Here is a 22,387-nt window from a genome sequence, read left to right as displayed (position 1 = left end):
TTTCGCGGGGATGACAATAGATGCGCACCCGCTTAAGCGCTTGCGCTGACTGCGAATTTTGATTCTCGGAAAAGAGGGATTACGCGCGAGCGCGGGGGCTGCGCTGCGCGCGTAATCCGGGCGTCGACACACGCCTAAACTTCAACGGCCTGCCGCAGCCGCCGCGCGCCCGGGCACGGACCCCGCCCGCGGCCGGCAACGCGCGCCGCCGGCCCGTTCGGCTCGGCAGCGGCCCGGCCGCAAACCTCCACCGTCGATGCCGGGGCGATGCACGACGCGGCCAGCCGGAGGAGTTCGGCCTGCCTCGTCGTGCCCGTTTTCGCAAACAGCGCCTTCACATGCGTTCTGACGGTGTTGCGGGAAAGACTGAGCGCCACGGTGACCTCGTCGATATTGAGGCCCTTCATCAGCAGCTTGAGCACGCGGATCTCCGCCATGCTGGCCCCATAGGTCGAGGCGAACATCTCCTCCGACAGCACATCGACGCTGCTGCGGATATAGACCGCGGCGAGCCGCGCGTCCCAGCGGTCCGGGCATTGCCGCATCGGCAGAACCCAGGCCGCGATCGCCCGCTGCTCGGCATCGAGCAGCGGCACGGCGGCGCCGGTCGGCGCGGCGGCGCTCACATCGCCCTCCGTGCTGGCGCGAATGGCCTGGGCGAGCGCGCCGGCGCATTTGGCGTTCACGGCGCACAGGCGCCCCCGGCTGAGGCGGAGAAAGCGCTGCGCGCTAAGCAGGCCGCGCGCGTCGCGGTTGGCGTAGCGCATCAGGCCGTTGGCATCGGTCAGGATGACGCTCATGCGCATCAGGTCGAGCGCCAGGCCGAGCGGCAATTCAGGCGCCATCACCGGCACCCGGCTGCTCTCTTCCGCCCAATCCTCATCATGGCCGTCGCAGGAGATGGCATCGGCCGAACTCATATCAACTGTTGCTTGATCCATCGTTGTCTCGCCTCGCTATTGCGGTGCAAGGGCGCCCCCACCCACGAGGCCGATCATGGCGGCACGGCGCGGCGCAGGCGTTGGTATTTGCCAAAGGCATCAGCGTGATGGCGGTAAAATTAAGCATATTCCGCAAGGCGGGATGAGCGGTCAGTCGCCCCGCACTTCGCGCACCAGTTCGGCAAGCCGCGCGATGTCGGTGATGCGCAGCGCGCCGCCCTCGCGCACGATCAGCCCGAGCCCGCCGAGGCGGCTGAGTTCGCGCGAGACGGCCTCGCGATGGGTGCTGACGCGGTCGGCGATTTCGGCGAGGGTCGGGGCCGGAAATAGCACCACTTCGCCGCTGGCGATGCGCGAGCCCTTGGCGAGGCGCAGCAGGTCGGCGTGGATGCGGTGCTGCACGGCGAAGGCGCGGAATTCATAGGCGCGTTCGGAAAGGCGGCGGACGCGGCTGGTCAGCAACCGCAGCATGGACGAACTCACCTCCGTGTCCGATTGCAGGATGAGTTCGAAATTGCCCGCGCTCATGACGGCGAGGAGGGTCGGCTGCAGGGCTTCGATGCTGGCGGAGCGCGGGCCGCCGTCGATGGCGGCGATCTCGCCGAAGATTTCGCCCCTGTCGAGGTCGGTGAACAGCATCGCCTTGCCGTCTGGGGCGTAGATCATCGCCCGCACGGCGCCTTCGAGGATGAAGAAAATGTCGGTCGAGGCGTCCTGATAGGACAGGATGATGGTGCCCGGCGGATGGCGCTGCCAGCGGCAGAGCGCGGCGGCGCGATCGAGTGTGGGCTGCGCGGCCCGCTGGAAGATCGAAATCTGCCGAAGGGCCTGGCTCTGTTCGGCAGGGGTCATGAAAAGCGATCCGGCGCCGCGGGGATGACCATCATCATGTCACAATGCAGGCCACGCTCACAGACGATTATAGTTAAATTACCCTTGCATGAGCGGCTTAGCCGCAACGGGACTGCAATCTGCGGTAGCGATCACCTGGGCGCGGCCATGGCAATTCGGTGGCGCTCTCACCCAAATGGGTGAAGACTGTTGCATTTGTTGTCTTAGAATTCCAGCCAAACCATGCGATCATGTGATTTGGCCTCGCGATCGCAGCTTGCTTCCAATTGAATTCCAATAATACATTCAAAATTACGCCGACGATCGCGCAAGTGTCGTGAGCACTACCGCCCGGGGGTTGGGATTCCAGACAAATTCTAAGCATTACTCCCCGGCAGATCATACGAGGGAATAGTATTCATGGTGATTGCTTATGTTCCGACCGCGCGATCTTCATTGGAATGGGCGGCCTCCAAAACATCGGGCGTGGTCAGCGAGCTGAGCCTGCTGACGCCCATCATCCCGGGACGCGTCCCCGGCGAGCGGCGCACCTATGAGGAGCGGCTGCGCGACCATCTGCAATCGCTGCAACGGCGCGAGGCGGCCTCCGTGCCGTCCTTCGTGCGGCCGATCACCTCGATCCATTACGCGCGCTGGCTGATCCTGCGGCCCGAGCAATATCTGCAATATTCCGACGTGCCCGGCATCCGCTATGTCGAGGACCGGCTGCCGCCCGCCGCGCCGCAGGAGGGAGATGCCGAGCCCTCGACCGCGACGCGCGGCCTCCAGCACACGCCCGAGGCCCTGGACGATTACCGCGAATTCCCGGCCGGCGGCGCGCCGGGGCCGGACGAGGCGAAGCGGCCGCGCCTGCTTTCCTGGCTGCTCTTCGTGGTGACCTTCGACGGCGATCTGAAATCCTATGTCCGCCATGTCGTGCAGACCATCCGCGAGGATGTCGACCGGGTCTGGGGCAATTGCTACGGCTATCCGGGCGCGCGCGATTTCGACCAGTTCTGGCTCTATGCCCGCCGCCACCAGATCAATACCGACGTCTTCTACGCCGCCTATCCGAGCCTGACCGTGCCGAAGGTGCAGCAGCTCCGCGTCTTCAAGGACCGCTTCGACGAATTCATCGCCCGCACGCGCAATCCGGACGGCACCTCGCGCGAGGATATCGGGCCGCTGCTCGATGAATTCCTGCGCGCCAATATGCAATATTCCGCCGATTTCCCGGCACCGGGCGGCACTTACGACGAGACGCAAGGCGACCGCGTCAAGGGAAGGCTGAAATGAGTCAAAACGGCACCGCTCAACTGGCCGGCAACATCCAGGCCAATTTCGCCAGCGCACAGAAGGAGCGCAACTGGTCGCTGTTTCTGTTCTTCCGCATCCTCGGTCTCGACGAGGTGCAAAGGCTGAAGGACGAGACGCTGGCGGCTGCGGCCCGCGAGAAGCAGCTCGCCCCTGCCGAGGCGGTCAAGCTCGCCCGCGCCCGCGTCGCGACCGACGATCTGTCGGTGGACTCCTTCGCCGGACTGGCGACGGACCGGCCGAGGCGTGACGGCGAGGCCCGGTCGGACTGGTTCCTGGCCTTCCTCAGGAAGCAGCTCGGCCTTGCCGCGCCCGAGGCCGAGACGACGCTCGCCGGCGATCTGGCGAAGCTGAATTTGAGGCTTCCCGATGCCGGGCTCAGCCAGGAGGCGAAGGCCAATGACTGGTTCCGCCAGGGCCTGCTCGGCGTGTGCGCCCATGAATGCCTGCGCTACGAGAACGGCCCGGATGCCGGACGCCAGGGCGCCGGCCTCCTGCGCAGCGCCAAGGACGAACTGCCCTCGTCCGATCTCTCCATTGCCGCCGTCGATATCAGCTTCACCCATGGCGGCCTCGCCGCGCTGAAGACGGTCGAAGGCGACGCCGAGCAGCCGATCATCGACAAGCAGGTGCTGGATTCCTTCCCCGAAGCCTTCCGCGACGGCATGGCGGTGCGCGCCGAACGGCTCGGCGATGTCGGCCGCTCCGCGCCGGAGAACTGGGACGGCGAGCTCGGCAAGCGCACCATCCACGGCCTGCTCACCGCCTATTTCCAGGTCACCGAAACCGGCTTTGCCCATTGGGACCGCATCCGCAAGCAGGTCGACGCCTTCAATGCGGGCGACGAAGGGCTGCGTCAGGCGCTCGCGCTGCTGTTCCTGCGCTTCGGCTTCGAGGTGCTGCATGTCGAGTTCGGCCAGACACCCTATAAGGTCGCCAATGGCAACGGCGCGGCCGAGATCGAGCGGCTCCCCCACCGCGTCGAGCATTTCGGCTTCCGCGACGGCATCAGCCAGCCTTTCATCGATCTCGGCCTCAGAACCCCGCTGCCCGGCGGCGGCCGTCCCGCCAAGGACGGCACCTGGGCGCCGGTCGCGGCGGGCGAGGTCTTTCTCGGGCCGCCGGACGAGGACGAGTTGACCGCCGACCAGCCCACCAACGCCACCTTGCGCGTCGGCAGCACCTATCTGGTCCTCCGCAAGCTGGAGCAGGACGTCGCCGGCTTCCGCACCTTCCTGGCGAGCCAGCGCTCGACGCCGAAGGAGCAGGAGCGGCTGGCGGCGCAGATCGTCGGACGCTGGCGGAGCGGCGCGCCGCTGGTGCGCCACCCGGAATCGGACGCCAGCTATGTCGGCCTGGAGGCGGAGAATTCGATCAATGATTTCCGCTTCTTCGCCGAAGACCCGCAAGGGCGCAAATGCGCGGTGGGCTCGCATATCCGCCGCTCTAACCCGCGCGACACCGGCGGGCGCGACGAGGTCAAGCGGCACCGGCTGCTCCGGCGCGGCATGTCCTATGGCGGCCCGCTGCTGCCCGAGGATTCGCTCGGCGACGGGCGCGAGCGCGGCCTGCTGTTCCTCGCCGCGAATGCCCGCATCGAGTTGCAATTCGAGGTCATCCAGCGCGACTGGCTGAATGGCGGCGAATTTCTCGGCCAGGTCGGGGCGGGGCGCTGCCCGCTGACCGGCTCGAATGGCGGCGGCGCGCAGGACCGCTTCCTAGAGGCCGGGGGCGTCGCGCCGATCTGCGGCATCCCCTCTTTCGTCACGACGAAGGGCGGCGAATATTTCTTCGTGCCGAGCCTCGATGCGCTGAAAACCATCGCGCGCGGCGAGAGGATCAAGGCCGAGCCGGCGCCGTTCGGGCCGTTCTCCTCCTCCTATACCGAGACGCCGTCGCTGCTCAGCGAAGCGCGGCTCAAGCGCTATGCCGGCATGATCCTGGGCACCCCGCAAAGCGCGGTCAGGGTCGAGCTGCCGGACGAATACCGCGAAAACGGCGCGCCGCCCGCGCCGCGCGAAAGCTTCGTCTTCGTCGGCCGCTACAAGGATGTCGCCATGGTGCTGGACGGCCGCACCAAGGGCAAATGTCCGGTGAGCGGAGGCCCGTCGGCAAAGCCGGCCTTCTCCGTCGCGCATTATTACCAGGCCGCCCGCGAGATCACGCGCGGCGAGGATCTGCTGCTGACCATGGACCCCGGCGGCCCGCTCAACGACAAGCGCCTCGGGCGGCTCGCCGCCATGCGCAGGGCGTGGGAGGCGCAGCCATGGACCGACTTCGAGGCCAATAACGACGTCCGCGAATTCATCCGCGACCTCGTCGACAATATCGTTCACCGCGTCTCGCAGACCGGACGGGTCGACGTGCTGCAGGATCTGGCCTTCTACATCCCCTACCGCATCCTGAAGAAGTTCATCGGCCTGCCCGGCCCCGAACATCTGAGCGAACTCGTGGTGGCGCTGCCCTTTGCCAAGCGCAACATCATGAAGCTGCCGCCGGACTGGCTGCGCAACCGCCAGGAGCAGCAGATCGCCGAGCCCGGCTATGTCACGACGCAGATGTGGTCCCGGCTCGCCTTCGCCGAAGTGATCGGCAACATCCTCGACAAGCGCGAGCTGACCGAGGCGGCCATCCAGGGCACATCGGAGATGTTCACCTATATCGACGAAGCCATCATGGAGGAGCGGCTGAAAGTGCCGGACCCCAAGCGCCCCGCCCGCACGCTGCTGCAGGAGCTGGTCCGGCAGGCACCACCCGGCGCGACCGACATCGAGACCGACGCCTATTTCGCCGAGGTGCGGGCGATCCTCGCCGACATCATGACCACCATCTCGATGAACATCGCCCTGCCCTTCTCGAAGGCGATCCAGGCGGCGCTGGCCTTCCGCTTCGACCTGTCGAAGCTCGTCCCCGTCCTCGACGGACTGCCGGCGCCCGAGCACTACAGCAATGTCGAGCTGCTGGCCTATGAATTGCTGCGGCTGAACCCGTCCGCCCCGGCGATCTTCCGGCGCTGCGATACCACGACCACCCTGCCGAGCGGCGCGCAGGTCAATCGCGGCGACTGGGTGGCGGCGCTGCTGCCCGTCGCCTGCCGCGACCCCGAGATTTTCGAGAACCCGAACAAATTCTCGCTCGGCGCGCATCTGCCCAAGCCGCTCGGCGGGCCGAAGCGCGATCCGGGCGCCTATCTGCTGTTCGGGCCACCGGGCGGGGTGCATCGCTGCTGGGGCGAGTCGCTGGGGCGGCTGGTGCTGGGCGAGCTGTTCCGCGCGGCGGGCAAGTTCCGCGGGCTGACGCGCCTTGCGGGGCCGAATGGCGAGGTCGTGGAATATCCGCCGCGGATGGACTATGCGCTGCGGCTGAAATTCTACCCGTTCAACCCCAATCGAGGCGGCATCGATTGAGCAAAGGGCCGTCAGCAAAGCGCCGGAGGCACCGCCATTTCGCATTGCCTGTAGAGGCGGGCGGCGGCCTCGGCATTTTGCCTGAAGAGATGGGTCTCGGCCTCCCGGCTGCATTCGGCGAGGCCCTCATAGGCCCGCGCGGCGCCTGGAACCATGCCGATCGCCAGGGCGACGCTCAAGGCCCTGCCGAATTCGGGCCGGGCGCGCTCGAAATCGCCGGCGGCGCAAGAAATCTGTCCCGCCAGAATATGCCCCGGCACGCAGAGGCAGGGGTCATAGGGCGTCTCGGTCTCGCGGACGGCCTTGGCGATCACCGCCGCGCCGCGCTCCGGCTGCCCGCAGCCGACCAGCGCTTCGCCGTGCCCGGCAAAGAGGTAGAAGCAGGCCATGCGGGCGGCGCCCCGGTAGAACTCCTTGGCGATGGAGGCTTCCGTCGCGGCGAGCGCGGCGCTTGCCGCCCCCGTCCGGCAGAGCGCGGAGGCCAGCAGGCCGGTGACGGCGGGCTCCATCGCATAGATGCGGTGCTGCCAGCACCAATCGCGCACTTCGGTCAGCCTGTCGACCGCACCGCCATAATCGCCGCGCTCGTAAAGCATCCTGCCGCGCGAAAGGTGGGCGAGCACGCGCGGATAGGGGCGGCCGACCGCATCGGCGACGGCGACGGCGCGCTCGATGGTCTCGGCGGCTTCGCTGAGCCGGCCCTGGTCGGTCAGATACCAGCCGAGAAAACTGCGCGACATCACGCTCGGCAGGCCGACCGCGCCGAGCGAGGCCCGCTCGAGGTCGCCGGAGAGCAGCTCGATATTGGCCCGCAGCAGGGCGATGGCGCCGGGAATGTCGCCGCAGCCGATGCGCAGATTGGCGAGCGTGAACTGGGTGTGCAGCAAGGCCGGCAGCGCGCCGATCTCCCGCGCCAGATCGACGGCGCGCTCGGCGAGCTTGCGCCCGTCATGGTGCTGCGCCTGGAACCAAAGCACCGTCGCAAGATGGGCGCGGGCGAGGCATTCCTTGTCCTTGCGCCCCTGCTGCGCGGCCAGGTCCGCAGTGCGGCCGAGCCGGGGCACGACGCTCATCAGCTTGCCATGCTGCTGCAGGGCGTCGAAGGCGAGCAGCACGAAATCGACCTCGCGCTTCTCCCCCGCCGCGCCGAGCCGCTGGCAGCAGGCCATCGCCCGCTCCAGGAGGATTTCCAGCGAATGCACGGCCGAGTTCCGCGCCGCGTTCTTGCTGGCGCTCCAGAGATATTCGACGGCGAGATCGTCGCGCCCGGCGCCCTCGGCGTGATAGGCGAGCTGTTCGAAATAGGGCGAGAGCGAGGCATATTGCTCCTGGAAGCAGTCCAGCATCCGGGCGTGCAGGCGCTGGCGCTCGGGGCGGACGATGCTGTCGAGGCAGGCGTCGCGGATGAGGGCATGCTTGAAGCGGACCGTGTCGGCGGCGACGGGCACGAAGAAGCCGGCCTCGACCAGTTCCTTGACGCAGCGCTCCGGGTCGCCGAGCGAGGGCGCGGCCGCGCAGCGCAGCAGCGGATAGTCGCTTTCCTCGCCGAGGACGCTGGCGAGCTGGGCAAAATGCTTGGCCTCGCCGGAGAGGCGGTTGAGCCGGGCGAGGATGATGGATTCGACATTGGTCGGCAGGATGCGGTCGTCGAAGGACGCGCCCTGGCGCGACATGGCGCGGAGAATCTGCTCCAGCACGAAGGGCACGCCGCCCGAGCGCTCGGCGACGCGGTTGGCGAGTTCGCCATCCTCGGCGATATGCGGGGCGAGCGAGGCCACCAGCTCGAGCAGATGGTCCTTGCCGAGCGGGCGCAAATCGATGAATTCCGCCGTCATCCGCCGCATGATGTCGCGCGATTCCGGGCGGCCGTTGACCAGGATGAAGGCGCGGCTGTCGCCGATCTGCCGGGCGAGCCGGCGCAGGCAGGCGACGGTCTCGGCGTCGAGCAGTTGAATGTCGTCGATGACGAGAAGCGCCGGCGCCTGCCCCCAGGCCTTGGCGACCACCGCGCTGAAGGCTTCCTGCAGCACGTCGCTGTGCTCCTGGCCGTCGGCGGCGATGCGGCTGGCGCGCGGCTCGCTCTGCATGGCCAGCAATTCGATGAGCCCGGCGGTCTCGGTGTCGGTGAGGCCGAGATTGGCGGCGGCCCTGGCGGCGCTCTGGCCGTCGCGCCGGTCGGCGATGCCGAGCAGCGCGCCAAGGAAGGCCGGGATCGGCGCATAGGGCGTCGCCTGCATCAGCGACAGGCCCCGGATCTGGTGGTGCGGGATCTGCCGGGCGGCGGCGCTGCGGGCGATCTCGCTCGACAGCCGGCTCTTGCCGATGCCGGGATCGCCGACGAGGGCCACGATGCGCCCGCGCTGCGCCGCCTCATCGAGCGCGCGCAGCAGCATCTGCTGCTCGTCGATGCGTCCGACGAACAGATCGCGGGCGAGCGCGGGGGCGGAGAGGTTGACGCCGAGCACTTCGACGAAATTATACTGGCTGCTGAGCTCGTGCCCGGCGGCGTTGAAGGGCCGCGCCTCCAGGAAGGCGCCGGCCAGATCGGCGGTCGCCTCGGTCGCCGTCACGGCGCCGGCCGGGCAGATTTTTTCCGCGAGCGCCGCCAGCGACACCGTCGCGCCGAGCATGTCGAGGCCGCCCCCCAGATCGCTGTTCACCTCGCGGGCGATGACGAGGCCCGAATGGATGCCGACGCGGACCTTCAATTGCGCCCGCAGCAGATCCTTCGGACTGGCGCCCGGCGGCAATCCGGATAAGGCATTGGCGGCGAAGGCTTTCTGAATGGCGAGACCGGCGAGGCAGGCGCGCACCGCGTGATCCTCTGCGGGCCGGGGCGCGCCGAAAACCGCCTCGATGCCGTCGCCCTGGAAGCGCACGACGGCGCCGTCATAGCTGCGGACGGCGCTCGCCATGACGGCGGTCGCGTGATCCATCAGCTCGCGAATGTCGTCGGGATCGAGATTGGCGGTGAGCTTCGTGGACGAGACCACGTCCGCGAACAGGATGGTGACGATCTGGCGATCGCCGGCGCGCGCCGCGATCTCGCTTCTGGAAGAGGCCTCGACCATGGAAAGCGTCCGCCAATGTGGGCTGGTCGTCTGGATTGTGTCCCGTCGGGGCCCTACACTATACGCAGCGGCGCGAACTGCCAACTGGCTGCGCAGCCGAATTGCGGCGGCAAAACGGCGGAAATTCTTCGCACATGCCGACTCGGACCGGAGTGCAACGCCCGAATGTGGCCAGAATGCGCGGGCCGCGGCGCCTCACCCCTGCCCGCCATCCTCGATCGCGCGCGCGGCGCCGCGATAGCCGCTGCGGCTGGAATCGCGGACATTGGTCTCGATCTTGCGCACCGACCAGACCACATGCACCTCCGAGGCGCATTTGCCCCGCAGCACGATTTGCAGGCTGCGCTTCTGGATGATCGGGTCGGCAAGGAAGATGCTCTCCTCGATCTCGACCCGCGCGCCCGCCGCACGGAATTTCCACAATTGCGCGTCCGGCAGGGTGAGGCTGACGCTGTTCTCCTCGGCGTCGAGGCGCGGGGAGACGCGCGGATGCAGGTGGAAGCGGATGGCAAAACTGTCGCCGTCCCTGGTCAGCGGCTTGCCCTGCGCCGGACAGGCGAGCTGGTCGACGCCCTCCACCACCTTGCCATTGGCGACGAGGCGCAGGCGGCGGTGATGGATGAAGCCGAAGCGGTCCTTGTAGCCGTCATGCATGGCGCGCAGCAGGAGGTCGCCCTGGTCCTCCTTGACTTCGCCGCGCACGGTTTTCGGGCCGGAGAGCAGGTGCATGGGACGCGCCGGAAAGCCGACGCGCCGCTTCACCAGCTTCGAGGAGGAGATGTCGCTGACCGTCAGCGTCGAATGGCCGGCGGTGGAGCGGCAGGCGATGGCCCAGTCGGAGCTTTCATCGCGCGGCGCGCCGCAATTGACGATCATCGGCTCGATGCCGGAGGTCATTTCGAAGGCGAGGAAACCGGCATGGGCGTCGCTGCTGGCGGCGAAGGGCGGCGGCGGCCCGCAATCGGCGATCAGCACGGTGTCGCCGCGATGCAGCCGGCAATAGCCCGAATCCGGCGCGTTGAAATGCGGCATGTCATTGTCGTCGGCATAGGCGAGGATGGCGGCAGTGAGGTCGGAGCGGGTGGCGCTCATGCCGTTGAAACGGGCGAGCGAGCCGTCGCCGAGGCGGATGAAGCGGATCATGCCCATCATGCGGTTGATGGCGCTGTTCAGCGCTTCCGGCGCCTCATGCGAGCGGGCGAGAAAACATTGCTTGAGCGGCAGAAATTCCAGCAGCAGGTCGATCAGCGTATGCGGATTGCGCGAGACATGGCCGCCATCGGGCAGGATCTGGCGCTCCAGCTCGACGCAGAAGGTCGGCAGGAAGCTGGTGACATAGCTGTGCTGCTCCGCGATGCACAGACCCGCGAGCAGCAGCGCGGTCAGGGCGCGCAGGCGCGGCGCGGTGTTGCCGGGATCGGTATAGGCGACCGAGAGATAATGCAGCTCGGCCGACAGTGCCCGCATCACCAGTTCATAGTAAGGTGTCTTGGCGCCTTCGAGCAGGAACCCGGCATGGGAGAGCAGCGAGATTACTCGGCGCGCCACGATGTCGACGTCCCAGGCGACCGGCGGGGCGTTGCGGCTGTGGCCGATCCAGTCCGCGACCAGCGCCCGGGCTTTTTCGCGGGCGATCTCGTCGCGGGCGGCTTCCAGATTGTGCAGCCAGCCGAGCGAATACAGCTCCTTCTGCCACAGGATGCTCGGCGGCTGGATGGTATAGGGCGATTCCGAGCCGGTCAGCGCGACGGTGCCGGCGAGGCCGAAATACCCGTCATACAGCTCGCTGGCGAAGCTCGGGTCGGCCGTGCGCAAATCCTGCGGGATGATGCGCAGGTGATGCGCGTTGGGCGCCCCGATCAGCGCGCGCGTGAAGGATGAGGTCATCACGGCGCGGACGGCCTTGCGCCCGCCGACGCCCAGGACCGAGAGCGCGTCGCGCGCGCCGCCCATCGTTTCAGAAACCATTTTGCCTCGAACGCCTATTGCCCACGGCGCCGATTCGGAGGTTCGGCGGCCATGCTCGCATGCCGTGCATTATACCGGGTTCGCATCAGCGCCAAAACAATTCGTCAGCGATTCCCACCTCATCCTCGGCGCGCAACGGGTTTCGGGGGCGGCGAAAACGCCCTTGCGCGCCAGAATGAAGCATTCGCCGGGACCCCGGCACGCATCCTGGGGGGATGCGTGCCGGACCGGCTCACGGAAGCGGCTGCTTCCCGCGCGGGCGGGGCACATAGGTCGGGATCACCGACGGCGACAGGCTCGGCGACGGCGAGACCGACGGGCTCAGCGTCGCAACGACACTCGGGGTTGGCGTCGGGCTCGGCGACGGCGTCAATATGGGCGTGGGTGACGGCGTCGGCGTCTGGCCCGGCTGGATCTGCTTTTTCTTATCCTTCTCCAACTCGTCCAGCGCCATCGTGAGCGCCAGGCCGATCAGCGAGACACCGGCGGCGGTCAGCCACATGGGCAGACGCCGCGGCTTGCTCACGCCGGGCTGACCCGTATCGCCGGGAAGCACGGCCCTTTCCAGCAGATCCCTGAGCTTGCCGATCGAGTCCGAAGGATGCCGCCGCAGCTCCGCCGGCGTCCGGGGGAATTCGGCCCGCAAGCCGAGGCGCGCGGCCATGATCATGGCAAGGCTGGCGATGCCGGCGAAGGCGGCCTGGCCATAATGGCCCTCGCTTGCCGCTTCGGCGGCGTAAAGGCCCGCGCCGCTCGACACGACGGCATTGGCGCCGATGCTCATCGTCCTGTTGAAGAAGGGCAGCTCGGTCCAGTTCGCCTGGTAATGGCCGCTGATCGCGCCGAGCGCATGATGGGTGGCGTATAAAAACGCGCCCAGCCCCGACGCATAGGCATAGAAATGATCCGGGTGGACGGCGAGATCGGCGATCGAGCCGAGCACGCCGAACTCATAGGCAATTGCGGTGCCCGCCGAAATCCACTTCCCGGACGGGGTACGGAAATTCGTCGATTCCAGCCCGCCCTGCGCCGCGCCCAATATCGAGCCGACCTGGCCCTGGAGCAGCGACTCGATGGTCGTGATGAACTGGTGGCGCAAGGCCTGAGTCTCGCCGGCATCGATATCGAGAGGCGAGTCCATCAGATAGGCGACGCCGGCAATGGCATTGTCCAGCACCTCCCGGATGCCCTGGTCGCCTTCGAAGCGGCGCGGGTCGTGGCCGCTCTGAGGGCCGTATTTGAGGATGCGGCCCTTGAGGAACTCGATCCATTTCGGGCGCGCGATGCCCTGTTCATTTTGCGCTTCGCTGAGCTTCCGGTTGGTCTGCCGGCTCGCATTGCCGAAGACGTTGACCGTACCGCGCACGAACAGGGCACCCGCCACGATCCAGGGCAGGGAGCCGGTCACGGCGGGGTTGTTTTCGAGGAAGGTCCGCAGCTCCGGCGTCGCGGTTGCGGCGGCCGAAAACCCGGATGCCGTCGCCACCATCGCCGCGAAGGTGCCAATGAACCGGTTGCGGATGCTGCGGTCGCTGTGATTGCCCTCGACCTCCAGCTTGGCGTTGACCGGTTCCTGCGAGCGGTCGACCAGATCGGTCATCGCCATGGTGAGAAGCTGAAGCGCCCGGTTGGCTCCGGTCTTGCGCGCATTGTCGCCGGCATCATAGGCGGCCTCGGAATAGGGGCTGCCGTCGGGCCGGGTAATGCTGCGCACATCCGCGATCGCGTCACCGAGCAGAAACGCCTCGATATCGGCCCTGCTCGGCAGTGTGACCGGCGTTCCCTTACTCGCCGAAGCGGGCGGCTCCGCCAGCATCGGATTCTTGTTTCTGCCGGTGATCTCGTTCAGATCGACCTCTTCCCCATGCGCCAGCTTGAACACGGCGTCCTGGAGGTCGGTCGACCGGAGCTGAATCCGCGGCAGGCTGGTCGATTTCGGCGTCCAGAGCGCGGACACAGGCTGCTGGCCGGGGATCTGATCCTTGGCCAGGAGAGACTGATAGATGGCCGGATCGAGCACCTCGGGATGGGCGGCCTCATAATCGGCGATCCATTTGTCGTAGCCGGCGCGGCGGGCGCGGGGCATGTCGTCGATCAAGGCCTGCGAGGTGCCGGCCCGGTAGTTTCTGTAGCGGAACCAATCGATGGCTGGCTTGGATTTGGCGTAGGCCTCGCGGAATGCGTCGCCGGCATACCAGTTGAGCGCGTCGTGGCCCATGGCATTGGTGCCGATGGCGTCGAGCCTGCCCAGGATCGGCTGCTGCATGAACCACGGCGCCGCAAGCTGCTGGATGCTTTGGAAGTTGAGGATGTCGCCGCCGTAGAACACGCGTCCGGTGCTGATGATGTCGGCGAAGCCGTTGACATCGGAGAGCATGTGCTCGGCGGTCGGCAGCCAGGAGGCGTCGAGATTGACGTGCTCGAGCAATGGATGGTTGAGCAGCATCGTCAGCAATTCGAAATGATGCGGCGCCGCCTTGGTGATATTGGCCATGAAGAAGTGGGAACCGAAGACGTTCATGCCCCGGCGCGACGGGCCGGCCGCCAGCACCGTGGAAACGTCGCCGTCGCTCAGGCTGAAATTGGGCCCGTCGAAGGGTATGCCCGACATGTCGTAAGGGCCGACCATCATCAAAAGACGCATCAGGCCGAAGAAGAACCGCGCATCGCCCGAAGCCGGTGTCGGCCTGCCGTCGACGCCGAACTCGGCAAAGCTTGCATCATTGTGGATGTTGGTCAGGATCCCCGCGTCGCGCAGCGCCTCGAATACCGACAGCAGCGTTTGCTCGTCGCGTCCGACCATCTCGCCGACATCGGTCGACAGCAGCGGCTTGGTCGTCGTGTGCGTCCGGCCGGTGAGGATGGTCCACAATTCCTTGGCCCTGACCGTCAGTTCGCCGGCCATGGGATAGACGTCATAGTTCCAGGTCAGGAGATCGGAGAGATATTTCACCGGATCGATGCCGGCGCCCGGATAGGTCGGGATGCCGGTGATGGACGGAATGACGTGGGCCTGCTCCTCAGGGGTCAGCTCGGACCAATGCCGCAGGGTCTTCCAGTCGTCCATCGGCGCATATTTCACCGTGGTGCGCGCGGTATCCCGGTCGGTGTAGCCCGTCCATTTGCCGCCCCGCATCACCGCATAGGGCACGAACTGGTTCGAAATCTGGATCTCGACATCGGGATCATTGATGATGCCGGGCGTATTGCCCGCCCGCAGCAGCCTCTGCACCGCGGCCCGGTCGTGAATGTAGAAGGGATGGACGAAAGTGCCCTTGTGATTATGGGCTTCCGCGACGACCGTTCCACGCGCCTTGTCCTGATAGGCATATTTGGGCCCGCGCAGGAAGGTCACCGCGAATTGCGGCACCCGGCGGACGTCGTTGGGCTCTCCCGATGGGCCCCACCCCTCGCCCGGCCGATAGACCTGGCCGCGCATCCGGTGATAGGCGTCGTTGACGCCGATGACGGTCTGCACGCCGGCATAGGCCCTCGGTCCGCGGTCATGGTCCTTGAACCCGCCCTTGAAGCCGTAGCGCGGCTGCTGATAAGCCGCCGCGTTGGCCGGCCCCGGGATCTTGCTCTTCTCCAGAACCCAGGGGATATCGGTCATGCTGCCGGCGCTATCCAAATCTTTCTTCGGCGTCTTGCTTATGACGAAGGCGAGGATCTCGCTGCCACGCGGAACACCCGGCCGGTAAGGCTGGGTCGGGGTGCCCCACGCCTCCAGCACCGTGCCGCCCTTGGCGATCTGCTCCGGCGTCGCGTTGAAGCCGGGCTGCCACATGATCTCGTCGGCGCCGGCTGGAAGGATGCCATAGGCCTGAAGATCGCCGGCGCTGAGATCCGCGGGCAGTCCGGTTGCCTTCTGCGGAACAGCGTAGACATAGACATATTGGTCGTCCGGCGACGCGAAGAAGCCGCGCCGGATCGCCGCTTCCGTCTCCGGCCAGAGCCGGGTCGGAAAGATCTTGGACGCCGCACCGGAGAGCGGAACGCCCTGCGGCACGGGCGGCAGGGGGGCAGGCGCGGGGACCGGCGGAGGCACCGGGGTCTTGACGGTCACGGGGGCGCCCGGCGGGTTCGTCGTGAAGGAGACCTTGAGCACGCCCTGGTTCTGCGCCAGCGTCGCCGGCGTCTCCGGGCTGACCACGATGCGGAAGAGTTTGCCCGCTCCGGCGCTGCCGAAGATATCGGCCACCGTCTTGCCGGCGATATTGGGCGCCGCCCCGATCCAGTTCACATCATGGGCCCCGGCATCGATCTTGCCCTGGAAGGCGATATCGGACGCGCGGAACGATAGATCGCCGCCTTTGCCGGTTTTGCCCGCCCGGACGACATAGACATAATGGTCCGCCGGGTAGGTGAGCCGGCCATTCTGCAGCCGGCTGCGGAATGTCGTCCAGCTATAGGCCGGATAGCCGTCGCCGCTCAGCGCCGTCACCGTGGGCGTCGCCGCCTTGACGGGCTGCCCCGGCAATTGCGGCGTCAGCGGAACGCGCATCCGGCCTTGCGTCTGCTGCATCGCTTGCGGATCGATGCTGCTGACGACGACCCGGAACAGCTTGCCCTGGCCGGGCGATCCGAAAATATCGGCAACCTTTCGGGCGGAGACATTGGGGGGCGGAGCGCCGATCCAATCGATGTCGGTTGCCCCGGCGCGGATCTTGCCCTGGTAAGCGATGTCGCCGGCCGAGAACAGCGCGTCCGCGCCGCGCGGCGACCTCACCACATAGACATACTGGTCGGTCGGATAGGTGACCTGGCCCTTTTGCAGCCGGCGATAGAAAGTGCCCCAGCTCGAAGCCGCATAGGCATCGCCCGGCGGTTGCGAGGCCGCGCGCGGTTGACGGCCGGCAGCCGCTGCCTGCGGCGCGCTCCGCACGAAGCCCGGCCCGCGAAACACGAGGCTGACGTCCTCGTCGAGCAGAGCCTCCAATTGGAAATCGTTGATCGCGCTCCGATCGCCCCGGAAATAGGCGTCGCTCGCGGCAGGCCCCATTCGCTCGAACACATTCTCCGCGATCAGGGCTTCCCGCCAGTACGGCAAGTCATCCGGGACGGCATTCGTCCTATCAATGACGCTCTTGATATATTGCAAATATCCAAATGGTTTTCCGGCGTATTGCTTGGGACCGAACGCCTTGAACGCAAGATATTCCGTTGCCCCTTCATGAATGCTTGCATCGGTCAGCCGGTGGACGACATCGGCGGGACCGCCGTCGAACTCGGGGGCGGCATATTGATGAAGATATTCATGGCCGAGCGTCGTCCGGGCGGCCGTATCGAGGAAGCTGGCAGGCCGGTCGCGCAAATAGATCTGATCGGAGGCGGGATCACGGAAGGCGCGAACCTGGCTCGGCGGCCATTTCCCACCCTTGGCGGCATACAGGGCTTCGAACTCGGCATCGCCGAGACGGATGACCGGCTTGCTGAACGGGGCGGCCGGGTCGATCTGATCGGAGAATTGCTTGCGCACCGCCGCTTCCGTCTCGACATCGAACTTGGTCTGCAACAGCCGTTGCCGGGCCGGCGACATCTTGACGGTAAACGGCCTTTGCGTTCCGCCTTGCGCGGCCGGGATGGTTTCAGCGGGATCGCCCGCCGCGTATTGCTCGTTCAGGATGATCGGACCATTGCCGTCGAGCGGCGGATGGGTGATCGCCAGGGTTTTCGACACGACGGGAACGCTGCCGCCCTCGAGCAGGCCGATGACATCGGGGACCTCGCCGGTCGCCGTCCGCTTGGCGAAAACCAGCGTCACCCCTTGCGGCGAGCCGTCGGTGCTGACGAAGACCGTCATCTCGGACGGATCGAGGCCCGCGATCGCCCCGGTCCTTTGGCCGACGGGCGGGCGGCCCTGGCCGCTGGCAATACCGAAGGCATAGTCGAAGGTTGCGCCATTGGTGACGACCAGATGCACCGGCCGCCCGGCGAGGCTCGGGTCGATGGCGCTTGCGAGGGCCGTCTGAAGCGCGCGGCGTCCGGCGGCGTCGAGGCCGGGGTCGATTTCGAGCGCCGACCGCGCGGTGCCGGCCGTGCCTTCCATGACGTTCAGATTCAAGTGGGGATTGGTCTCGGCGAAACGGTGCACATTGATGGTGCAGCCGATGCACATGCCGGGATCGTCCCTGGACACATTCTGAATGGCGATATCGATATCGCCGGTCCGCCCCGCGTACGTCTTTTCCAGATATTCGAACACCAGGCTGTCGGGGTGGTAATTGTTCGACATCTCGATGGTATGCGAGGTGCCACCGAACAGGCTGTCGACGCTCGCCTTGGCGTCGGTCCGCATCACGGTCCAGCGATCCCAGGCGGGGACGGTGGTCTTCCGGGTTGGAAGGATGAGCTCATACCAGGTGCCGGCGATCTTGATCGACTCCGGAACCCCGCCTTTCCAGATCTTCAGGCCGCTCAGCGCCAGCACGTATTTCCTCGTGCCGCCATCCTCGACCGCCGCTACCGCGATCGAGGCCTGCTTCAGCTTATCGGCGCCGCCCTTCACCCAGGCGGCAAGTGTGGTGCTGGCCCGGATCCGGTCGAGGTCGAGCGGCGTGTTGCGCAGCGCGGCCGGATCCAATTCGACCACTCTGAGATTCGGCGTGTGGCCGCTGAGGGTCGCCCGGGGCTGACCTCCGCCGGTGGTGATGTAGCCGGGGATCTCCTCGGGAAGCGACGTGAACCCGTCCGAGGGCCTCAGATTGACCGGCTCGCCGGTCGCCTGACTGTACAGCTTGCCGCCGACATAGACATAGGTGTTGAGATCGTCTTCGCGCGTGAAACCGCGAATATTGATGCGGGTCGCCAGATCCGAGCCGAGGGCCTGGTATTGTGACGGGCGGTCGGTCGGCGAGGCGCCGGACTCGTCCGATACGTTGACGATCTCCGGCAAGGCGGCCACCTCGGGCGTATCGAAGCCCTCGGCCCGCGTCACCGGAACCAGATCGGAGGCCGGCCTGAAATCGCCTGACGAGGCCACCTCGATCGCCTCCCCCGTCGATTTGTCGAACCACTGGCCGCCGACGAAGACCTTCTTGCCGACATCGTTCTGCAGGCCGGTCCCCGCGATGCGCACCGGGCGGGGAAATTGCCCGGGATGCTGCGGATTGTTGGCGTGCGGCGCGGGCGCGACGGCGGGGTTCGCCTTTGCGCCTTTCCAATTCGCGCCGACCTGCAGCTCCATCGGCTTGCGCAGGCCCACGACGCCGGTGCCGAGCTGGAAGATGCCCAGGCCGAACATCCACACGGCTTCGTTTTTCTCGCTATCGGTCATGCTATCCCAATTGGCGAGCAGCGAGCTGCCCTGCTCGAGCGTGAGATAACCGCCTGTGCCGACGGCGAAGACGTCGGAGGCCATGACGAGCCTTGGCGAGTTCCGCACGAAGCCCAGTCCGGCAAGCCCGACATTCATGCGCACGGTATCGCCGCCGATGGCGCCCGCCAGGGCGAGATTGCCGCTGAAGCGGTTGAGGGCATTCAGCGCGCCGAACTGATTGCCTATGCGGAGCAACACGGTCTTGCCGCCGACGAGGCTGCCGGCAAGGCCGATCCAGGCGCTGCGCGCCTGGGCGTTGCTCCAGCCGATGGATTGGCCATGGCCGGACATGGTGGCGAGATCGTCGACCGTCACCCAGATGCCCGAGCCGACGCCGAGGCCGATCGCGGTCCAGGCCGCCCCGCTGATCCAGGCGGACGCGCTGCCGGTGAAAGGCGCCGCGGCAAAGCCTATGATCGCAAGCGCGATGCCGCCGACGAACTTCGCCCTCTCCCAGTTGGTCTTGTACCCGGCGTCGATGACCGCGATGTCGGAATTGCCCTTGAAATGCTCCAGCCCGTGGGGGTCCATCCCCTCCGCGAGCTCGTAGGGCAGATAGAGCTTGCCGCCCTCGGAAAGATGGTTGTCGTCCTGGTAATTGCGCAGGCTGTCATATTTGTAGGGCAGCTCGTCGTCATCGACCTTTTTCGGATCGCCGCCGGATTTGGCGGCAAGGTCGGGAGCGGCGAGCCCGTCGATCACGACCTGCTTGCCGTCGGGGCCTTGCAGTTGGAACAGGGCGCCGTATTTGTAGCCGTCGCGCTCGGAGGCGTAGATCACCGGGATGGCGCGGATCTGCCAATCGTCGCCGGACTCCTTTCTGATCCACCGCGCGATGAGATCGATCTCGATGACATCCTGCTGAGCCTCGAACCAGCGCTGGCTGTTGTCGCCGGCCTCCGCCGCGGCGAGGTTGGTGGGGGTTTTCCCCTCCGCCGTGCCGATGAAGTTCTCCAGCCAGAATTCGCCCTCGTGACCGCCGATGGTTTGCAACTTGGTGACGTCGACCTTGCCGTTCAGGATATGGTCGAAATAGGGGTTGACGATGCGGCCCTGGTTGGCCTGGAAGTCCTCGAATAGCAGCCGGTTGACGGTCTTGGCCTGGTGCTCGCGGTACTCCTGATCACCGATATCGACGGCCTGCTGGAACTCCGAGTAGCGCGCGCTGCCGCCTTCGCTATGCGCCAGCTTGTCGGCAATGGCGAGCGAAAGCGCGCCGTCGCCGCCGCTCATCGTCGAGCGCACCGTCGTGAGGAAGCTCTGGCCTTGCAGGGACGGGAGCACCCAATAGGCCGCGCCGTCCCAATCCGTCATCCAATTCGCAAATTCCTCGGCGCGCCCCGGCGCCATTTCGACGGCCTTGCTGATGCCCTTGTAGAAATCGAGGCCGCGATCGACGCCGGGGACCGAATTGTTGGCGAGTTGCCAGTCCTTGCTCGCCTCGTCCTTGACCACGGTCAGCAGCAGGTCGGCGAATTCCGGCGGCGCGACATCCAATATGGTCTGCATCCACCGCCCGACCTTGTCGGCATAGGTGGTCGAATCCTGACGCGCCTGGAGCGTCTCCGGATCGTTCGCCATCGGATCGGAATTCGGCTTCGCCGTCAGATCGCGGATATGCTCCTTGATGAAATCGTAGCCGAGCTCGGTCAGGCCGACATCCGTCCAGATCCGCTGGCGCTCCGCCGGGGAAAAGGCGGCGTCCATATTCGTGGTGAGGGCGCGCATGGCGCCGGTCTCGTCGCCGGCGGCCAGCAGCGCCTGGACCTGATCCTTGGTGTTCTGTACCCGGACCATCGAGGTCGCCCCCATCAGGACCTTCAGGTCCGGGGTCATCTCCATATAGGGCATCAGCGAGTAGGCGAGATTGGAAAGGGTCGTCCCCTTGGCGTCGCTTGAGGCCTGTTGCAGCAGCTCGTTGGAGATGCCGTACCCGCTCAGATCCTTCACCGAGGCCAGCGGGGCGGCGTTGGGGACGGGGACCCACTCGCCCTTTTCGTTCTTCGTCGCCTGGACCCACTCGCCCTTGTCGTTCTTGACGACGGGGACGGATTGGCCGTCCTTCTTCAGCGCCGGAACCCAACTGCCGTCGGGCGCCTGCTCGACCGGAATCCAGCCGCCGTCGCCCGCGTCGCGGAAGCGCAGCCACTCGATCGAGCCGTCCGGCTTGGCGACAGGCATCATCCGGTCGCCGTTCAGCGTGAAGACGGCGGACGGCTTGCCCTCCACCACCGTCTCGTTGATTCTGATGCCGCCCAGCAGCATGAGCCCCAGGATGCGGAGATCCGGATCGTGCTCGTCATCGTCCCGGAGCAGCTTCCTCTCGATCTCGCTGAGCTCGATCTCCTTGCCATCGACGGTGATCTTGAGCTTGCCGTCCCCGCCCTGGCTGAGATCGACTTTGGCGAGCTTCAGAAAGGCCAGCGTCGCGCGGTCGCCCTGGTCCCACATCTTGCGCTCGAGCGGTGTGAGCTGGTCGAGATGATTGCCGATGTCCTGAACGGCGCCCTGCACCTCCTTCATCTTGACGGTGATGTCGCGGTCGAACCGGCGCGCCTCGCCGACCTGATCGATCAGGAACCCGGCGAGCGGATCGCCGGGATGGTTGGCTTTGACGTTCTTGATGACCTGATCGAACTGCTCGTCGGTCATGCCCTTGAGGGCCTCTTTCACCTGGCCGGGCGGCACCCCCAGCACCTTCCCCGCCTCCACGTCGAACTCGGTGCCGAGCGTGGCTCCCAATTCGGACGCCGCCGCGTCGGCTTCGGTCTGCGCCTTGCTGACCTCATGGTCCCAATATTCGAGAACGCTGAGCGCGCCGTCCTTTTGCGCGGTGGCCTGCTGGCCCTGCGCATAGGCCAGCCTGTCATTGGCGGCTTGCCACTTATCGAGCGCCATGGCCGTGGCGCGGGCCTCGGGCGTCTCAACCGAGATCTTGGCCTGCTGCTTGTCGACCATCTTGTCGAGCTGATCGTCTTCCCAGCTATCGCCCGAGCCGGGGGCTTTCAGCTCGCCCGCTTCCTGCGCGACGGCGGCCTTGACGTTGCCGCCGCCATTGGCGGCCGCGACGCGCAGGTCATTGGCGACCGCCCGGTCATAGGTGTCGAGCAGGGGAGCCAGCTCGGCCCAGGCGCGCTTGCCTTCGTCCGATTCCTCCCAATCCTCCTGCCAGGCCGCCAGGGCTGCCTTCTCGGATGTGTAGGCGCCCTGATGCGCCTTAGCCCAGGTCTTTTGATGCGCCTGCGCCGCGCTGTTATATTTGGTCAGTCCGGCATGGGCGTTCTGGCGGGCGGTCTGCGTGTTGGTCCTAGCCTGCTGTTCGGCGGCCCGGCGCGCGGCGGCCTGGGCTTCCAGATAGCGCTGGCGGGCCATCTGAACCTTGAGCTGATGGATTTCCTCCATATCGCTCATGACAGGAGTGACAGGTGCTCCGCCGCCGCCGCCGCCATCGATCCGCATAATTCGGCCCTCCCTGCACGAGACGTGATCAACCGCGCCGCCGCAATCCCCCACTGAAATAGGCCGCGCCCACCATCC

Annotated in this window: 7 protein-coding genes; 2 read left to right on the top strand and 5 right to left on the bottom strand. The window is 66.5% G+C overall.

Translation table 11 applies throughout. The annotated features are described in order from the left end of the window. Positions 1–134 precede the first annotated feature (134 nt). Both BLEFHOIH_RS12355 and BLEFHOIH_RS12350 read right to left on the bottom strand, forming a co-directional pair. Positions 135–920 carry a helix-turn-helix transcriptional regulator gene (locus tag BLEFHOIH_RS12355; RefSeq protein WP_170937130.1) on the bottom strand — a complete coding sequence of 262 codons (786 nt, stop codon included), beginning with the start codon at positions 918–920 and terminating at the stop codon, positions 135–137. A gap of 171 nt (positions 921–1,091) precedes the next feature. Continuing rightward, positions 1,092–1,793: a Crp/Fnr family transcriptional regulator gene (locus tag BLEFHOIH_RS12350; RefSeq protein WP_088345803.1), complete on the bottom strand. Its 702-nt coding sequence runs from the start codon at positions 1,791–1,793 to the stop codon at positions 1,092–1,094. A gap of 399 nt (positions 1,794–2,192) precedes the next feature. Between BLEFHOIH_RS12350 and BLEFHOIH_RS12345 the strand changes: the two genes are divergently transcribed. Both BLEFHOIH_RS12345 and BLEFHOIH_RS12340 read left to right on the top strand, forming a co-directional pair. Continuing rightward, on the top strand, positions 2,193–3,068 hold the full coding sequence (locus tag BLEFHOIH_RS12345) for a hypothetical protein (protein ID WP_125461679.1): 876 nt from the start codon (positions 2,193–2,195) through the stop codon (positions 3,066–3,068). Continuing rightward, positions 3,065–6,493 carry a cytochrome P450 gene (locus BLEFHOIH_RS12340; RefSeq protein ID WP_088345800.1) on the top strand — a complete coding sequence of 1,143 codons (3,429 nt, stop codon included), beginning with the start codon at positions 3,065–3,067 and terminating at the stop codon, positions 6,491–6,493. Before BLEFHOIH_RS12345 ends, BLEFHOIH_RS12340 begins: the two co-directional genes overlap by 4 nt. Before the next feature lie 11 nt (positions 6,494–6,504). Here the strand turns inward: BLEFHOIH_RS12340 and BLEFHOIH_RS12335 are convergent, their stop codons facing one another. From BLEFHOIH_RS12335 to BLEFHOIH_RS12325, 3 genes are all read right to left on the bottom strand, one after another. Continuing rightward, positions 6,505–9,564, bottom strand: coding sequence for an adenylate/guanylate cyclase domain-containing protein (locus tag BLEFHOIH_RS12335; RefSeq protein WP_088345798.1), 3,060 nt, complete (start codon positions 9,562–9,564; stop codon positions 6,505–6,507). A gap of 195 nt (positions 9,565–9,759) precedes the next feature. Further along, positions 9,760–11,532, bottom strand: coding sequence for a heparinase II/III family protein (locus BLEFHOIH_RS12330; protein ID WP_088345796.1), 1,773 nt, complete (start codon positions 11,530–11,532; stop codon positions 9,760–9,762). A 232-nt stretch (positions 11,533–11,764) separates the two neighbouring features. Next, on the bottom strand, positions 11,765–22,309 hold the full coding sequence (locus tag BLEFHOIH_RS12325; RefSeq protein WP_088360690.1) for a hypothetical protein: 10,545 nt from the start codon (positions 22,307–22,309) through the stop codon (positions 11,765–11,767). Between the last annotated feature and the right edge of the window lie 78 nt (positions 22,310–22,387).

Origin of the sequence: Rhodomicrobium sp. R_RK_3, assembly GCF_002198715.1 — a bacterium.
Lineage (GTDB): Bacteria > Pseudomonadota > Alphaproteobacteria > Rhizobiales > Rhodomicrobiaceae > R-RK-3.
The sequence above is the reverse complement of the archived record's forward strand: the minus strand, read 5'-3'. Positions and strand labels throughout refer to the sequence as shown.

Excerpts from the sequence above, each read along its gene's own strand:
- BLEFHOIH_RS12340 (WP_088345800.1), top strand. The coding sequence starts at position 3,065 with ATGAGTCAAAACGGCACCGCTCAACTGGCCGGCAACATCCAGGCCAAT.
- BLEFHOIH_RS12325 (WP_088360690.1), bottom strand. The coding sequence starts at position 22,309 with ATGCGGATCGATGGCGGCGGCGGCGGCGGAGCACCTGTCACTCCTGTC.
- BLEFHOIH_RS12355 (WP_170937130.1), bottom strand. The coding sequence starts at position 920 with ATGAGTTCGGCCGATGCCATCTCCTGCGACGGCCATGATGAGGATTGG.
- BLEFHOIH_RS12345 (WP_125461679.1), top strand. The coding sequence starts at position 2,193 with ATGGTGATTGCTTATGTTCCGACCGCGCGATCTTCATTGGAATGGGCG.
- BLEFHOIH_RS12335 (WP_088345798.1), bottom strand. The coding sequence starts at position 9,564 with ATGGTCGAGGCCTCTTCCAGAAGCGAGATCGCGGCGCGCGCCGGCGAT.
- BLEFHOIH_RS12330 (WP_088345796.1), bottom strand. The coding sequence starts at position 11,532 with ATGGTTTCTGAAACGATGGGCGGCGCGCGCGACGCGCTCTCGGTCCTG.
- BLEFHOIH_RS12350 (WP_088345803.1), bottom strand. The coding sequence starts at position 1,793 with ATGACCCCTGCCGAACAGAGCCAGGCCCTTCGGCAGATTTCGATCTTC.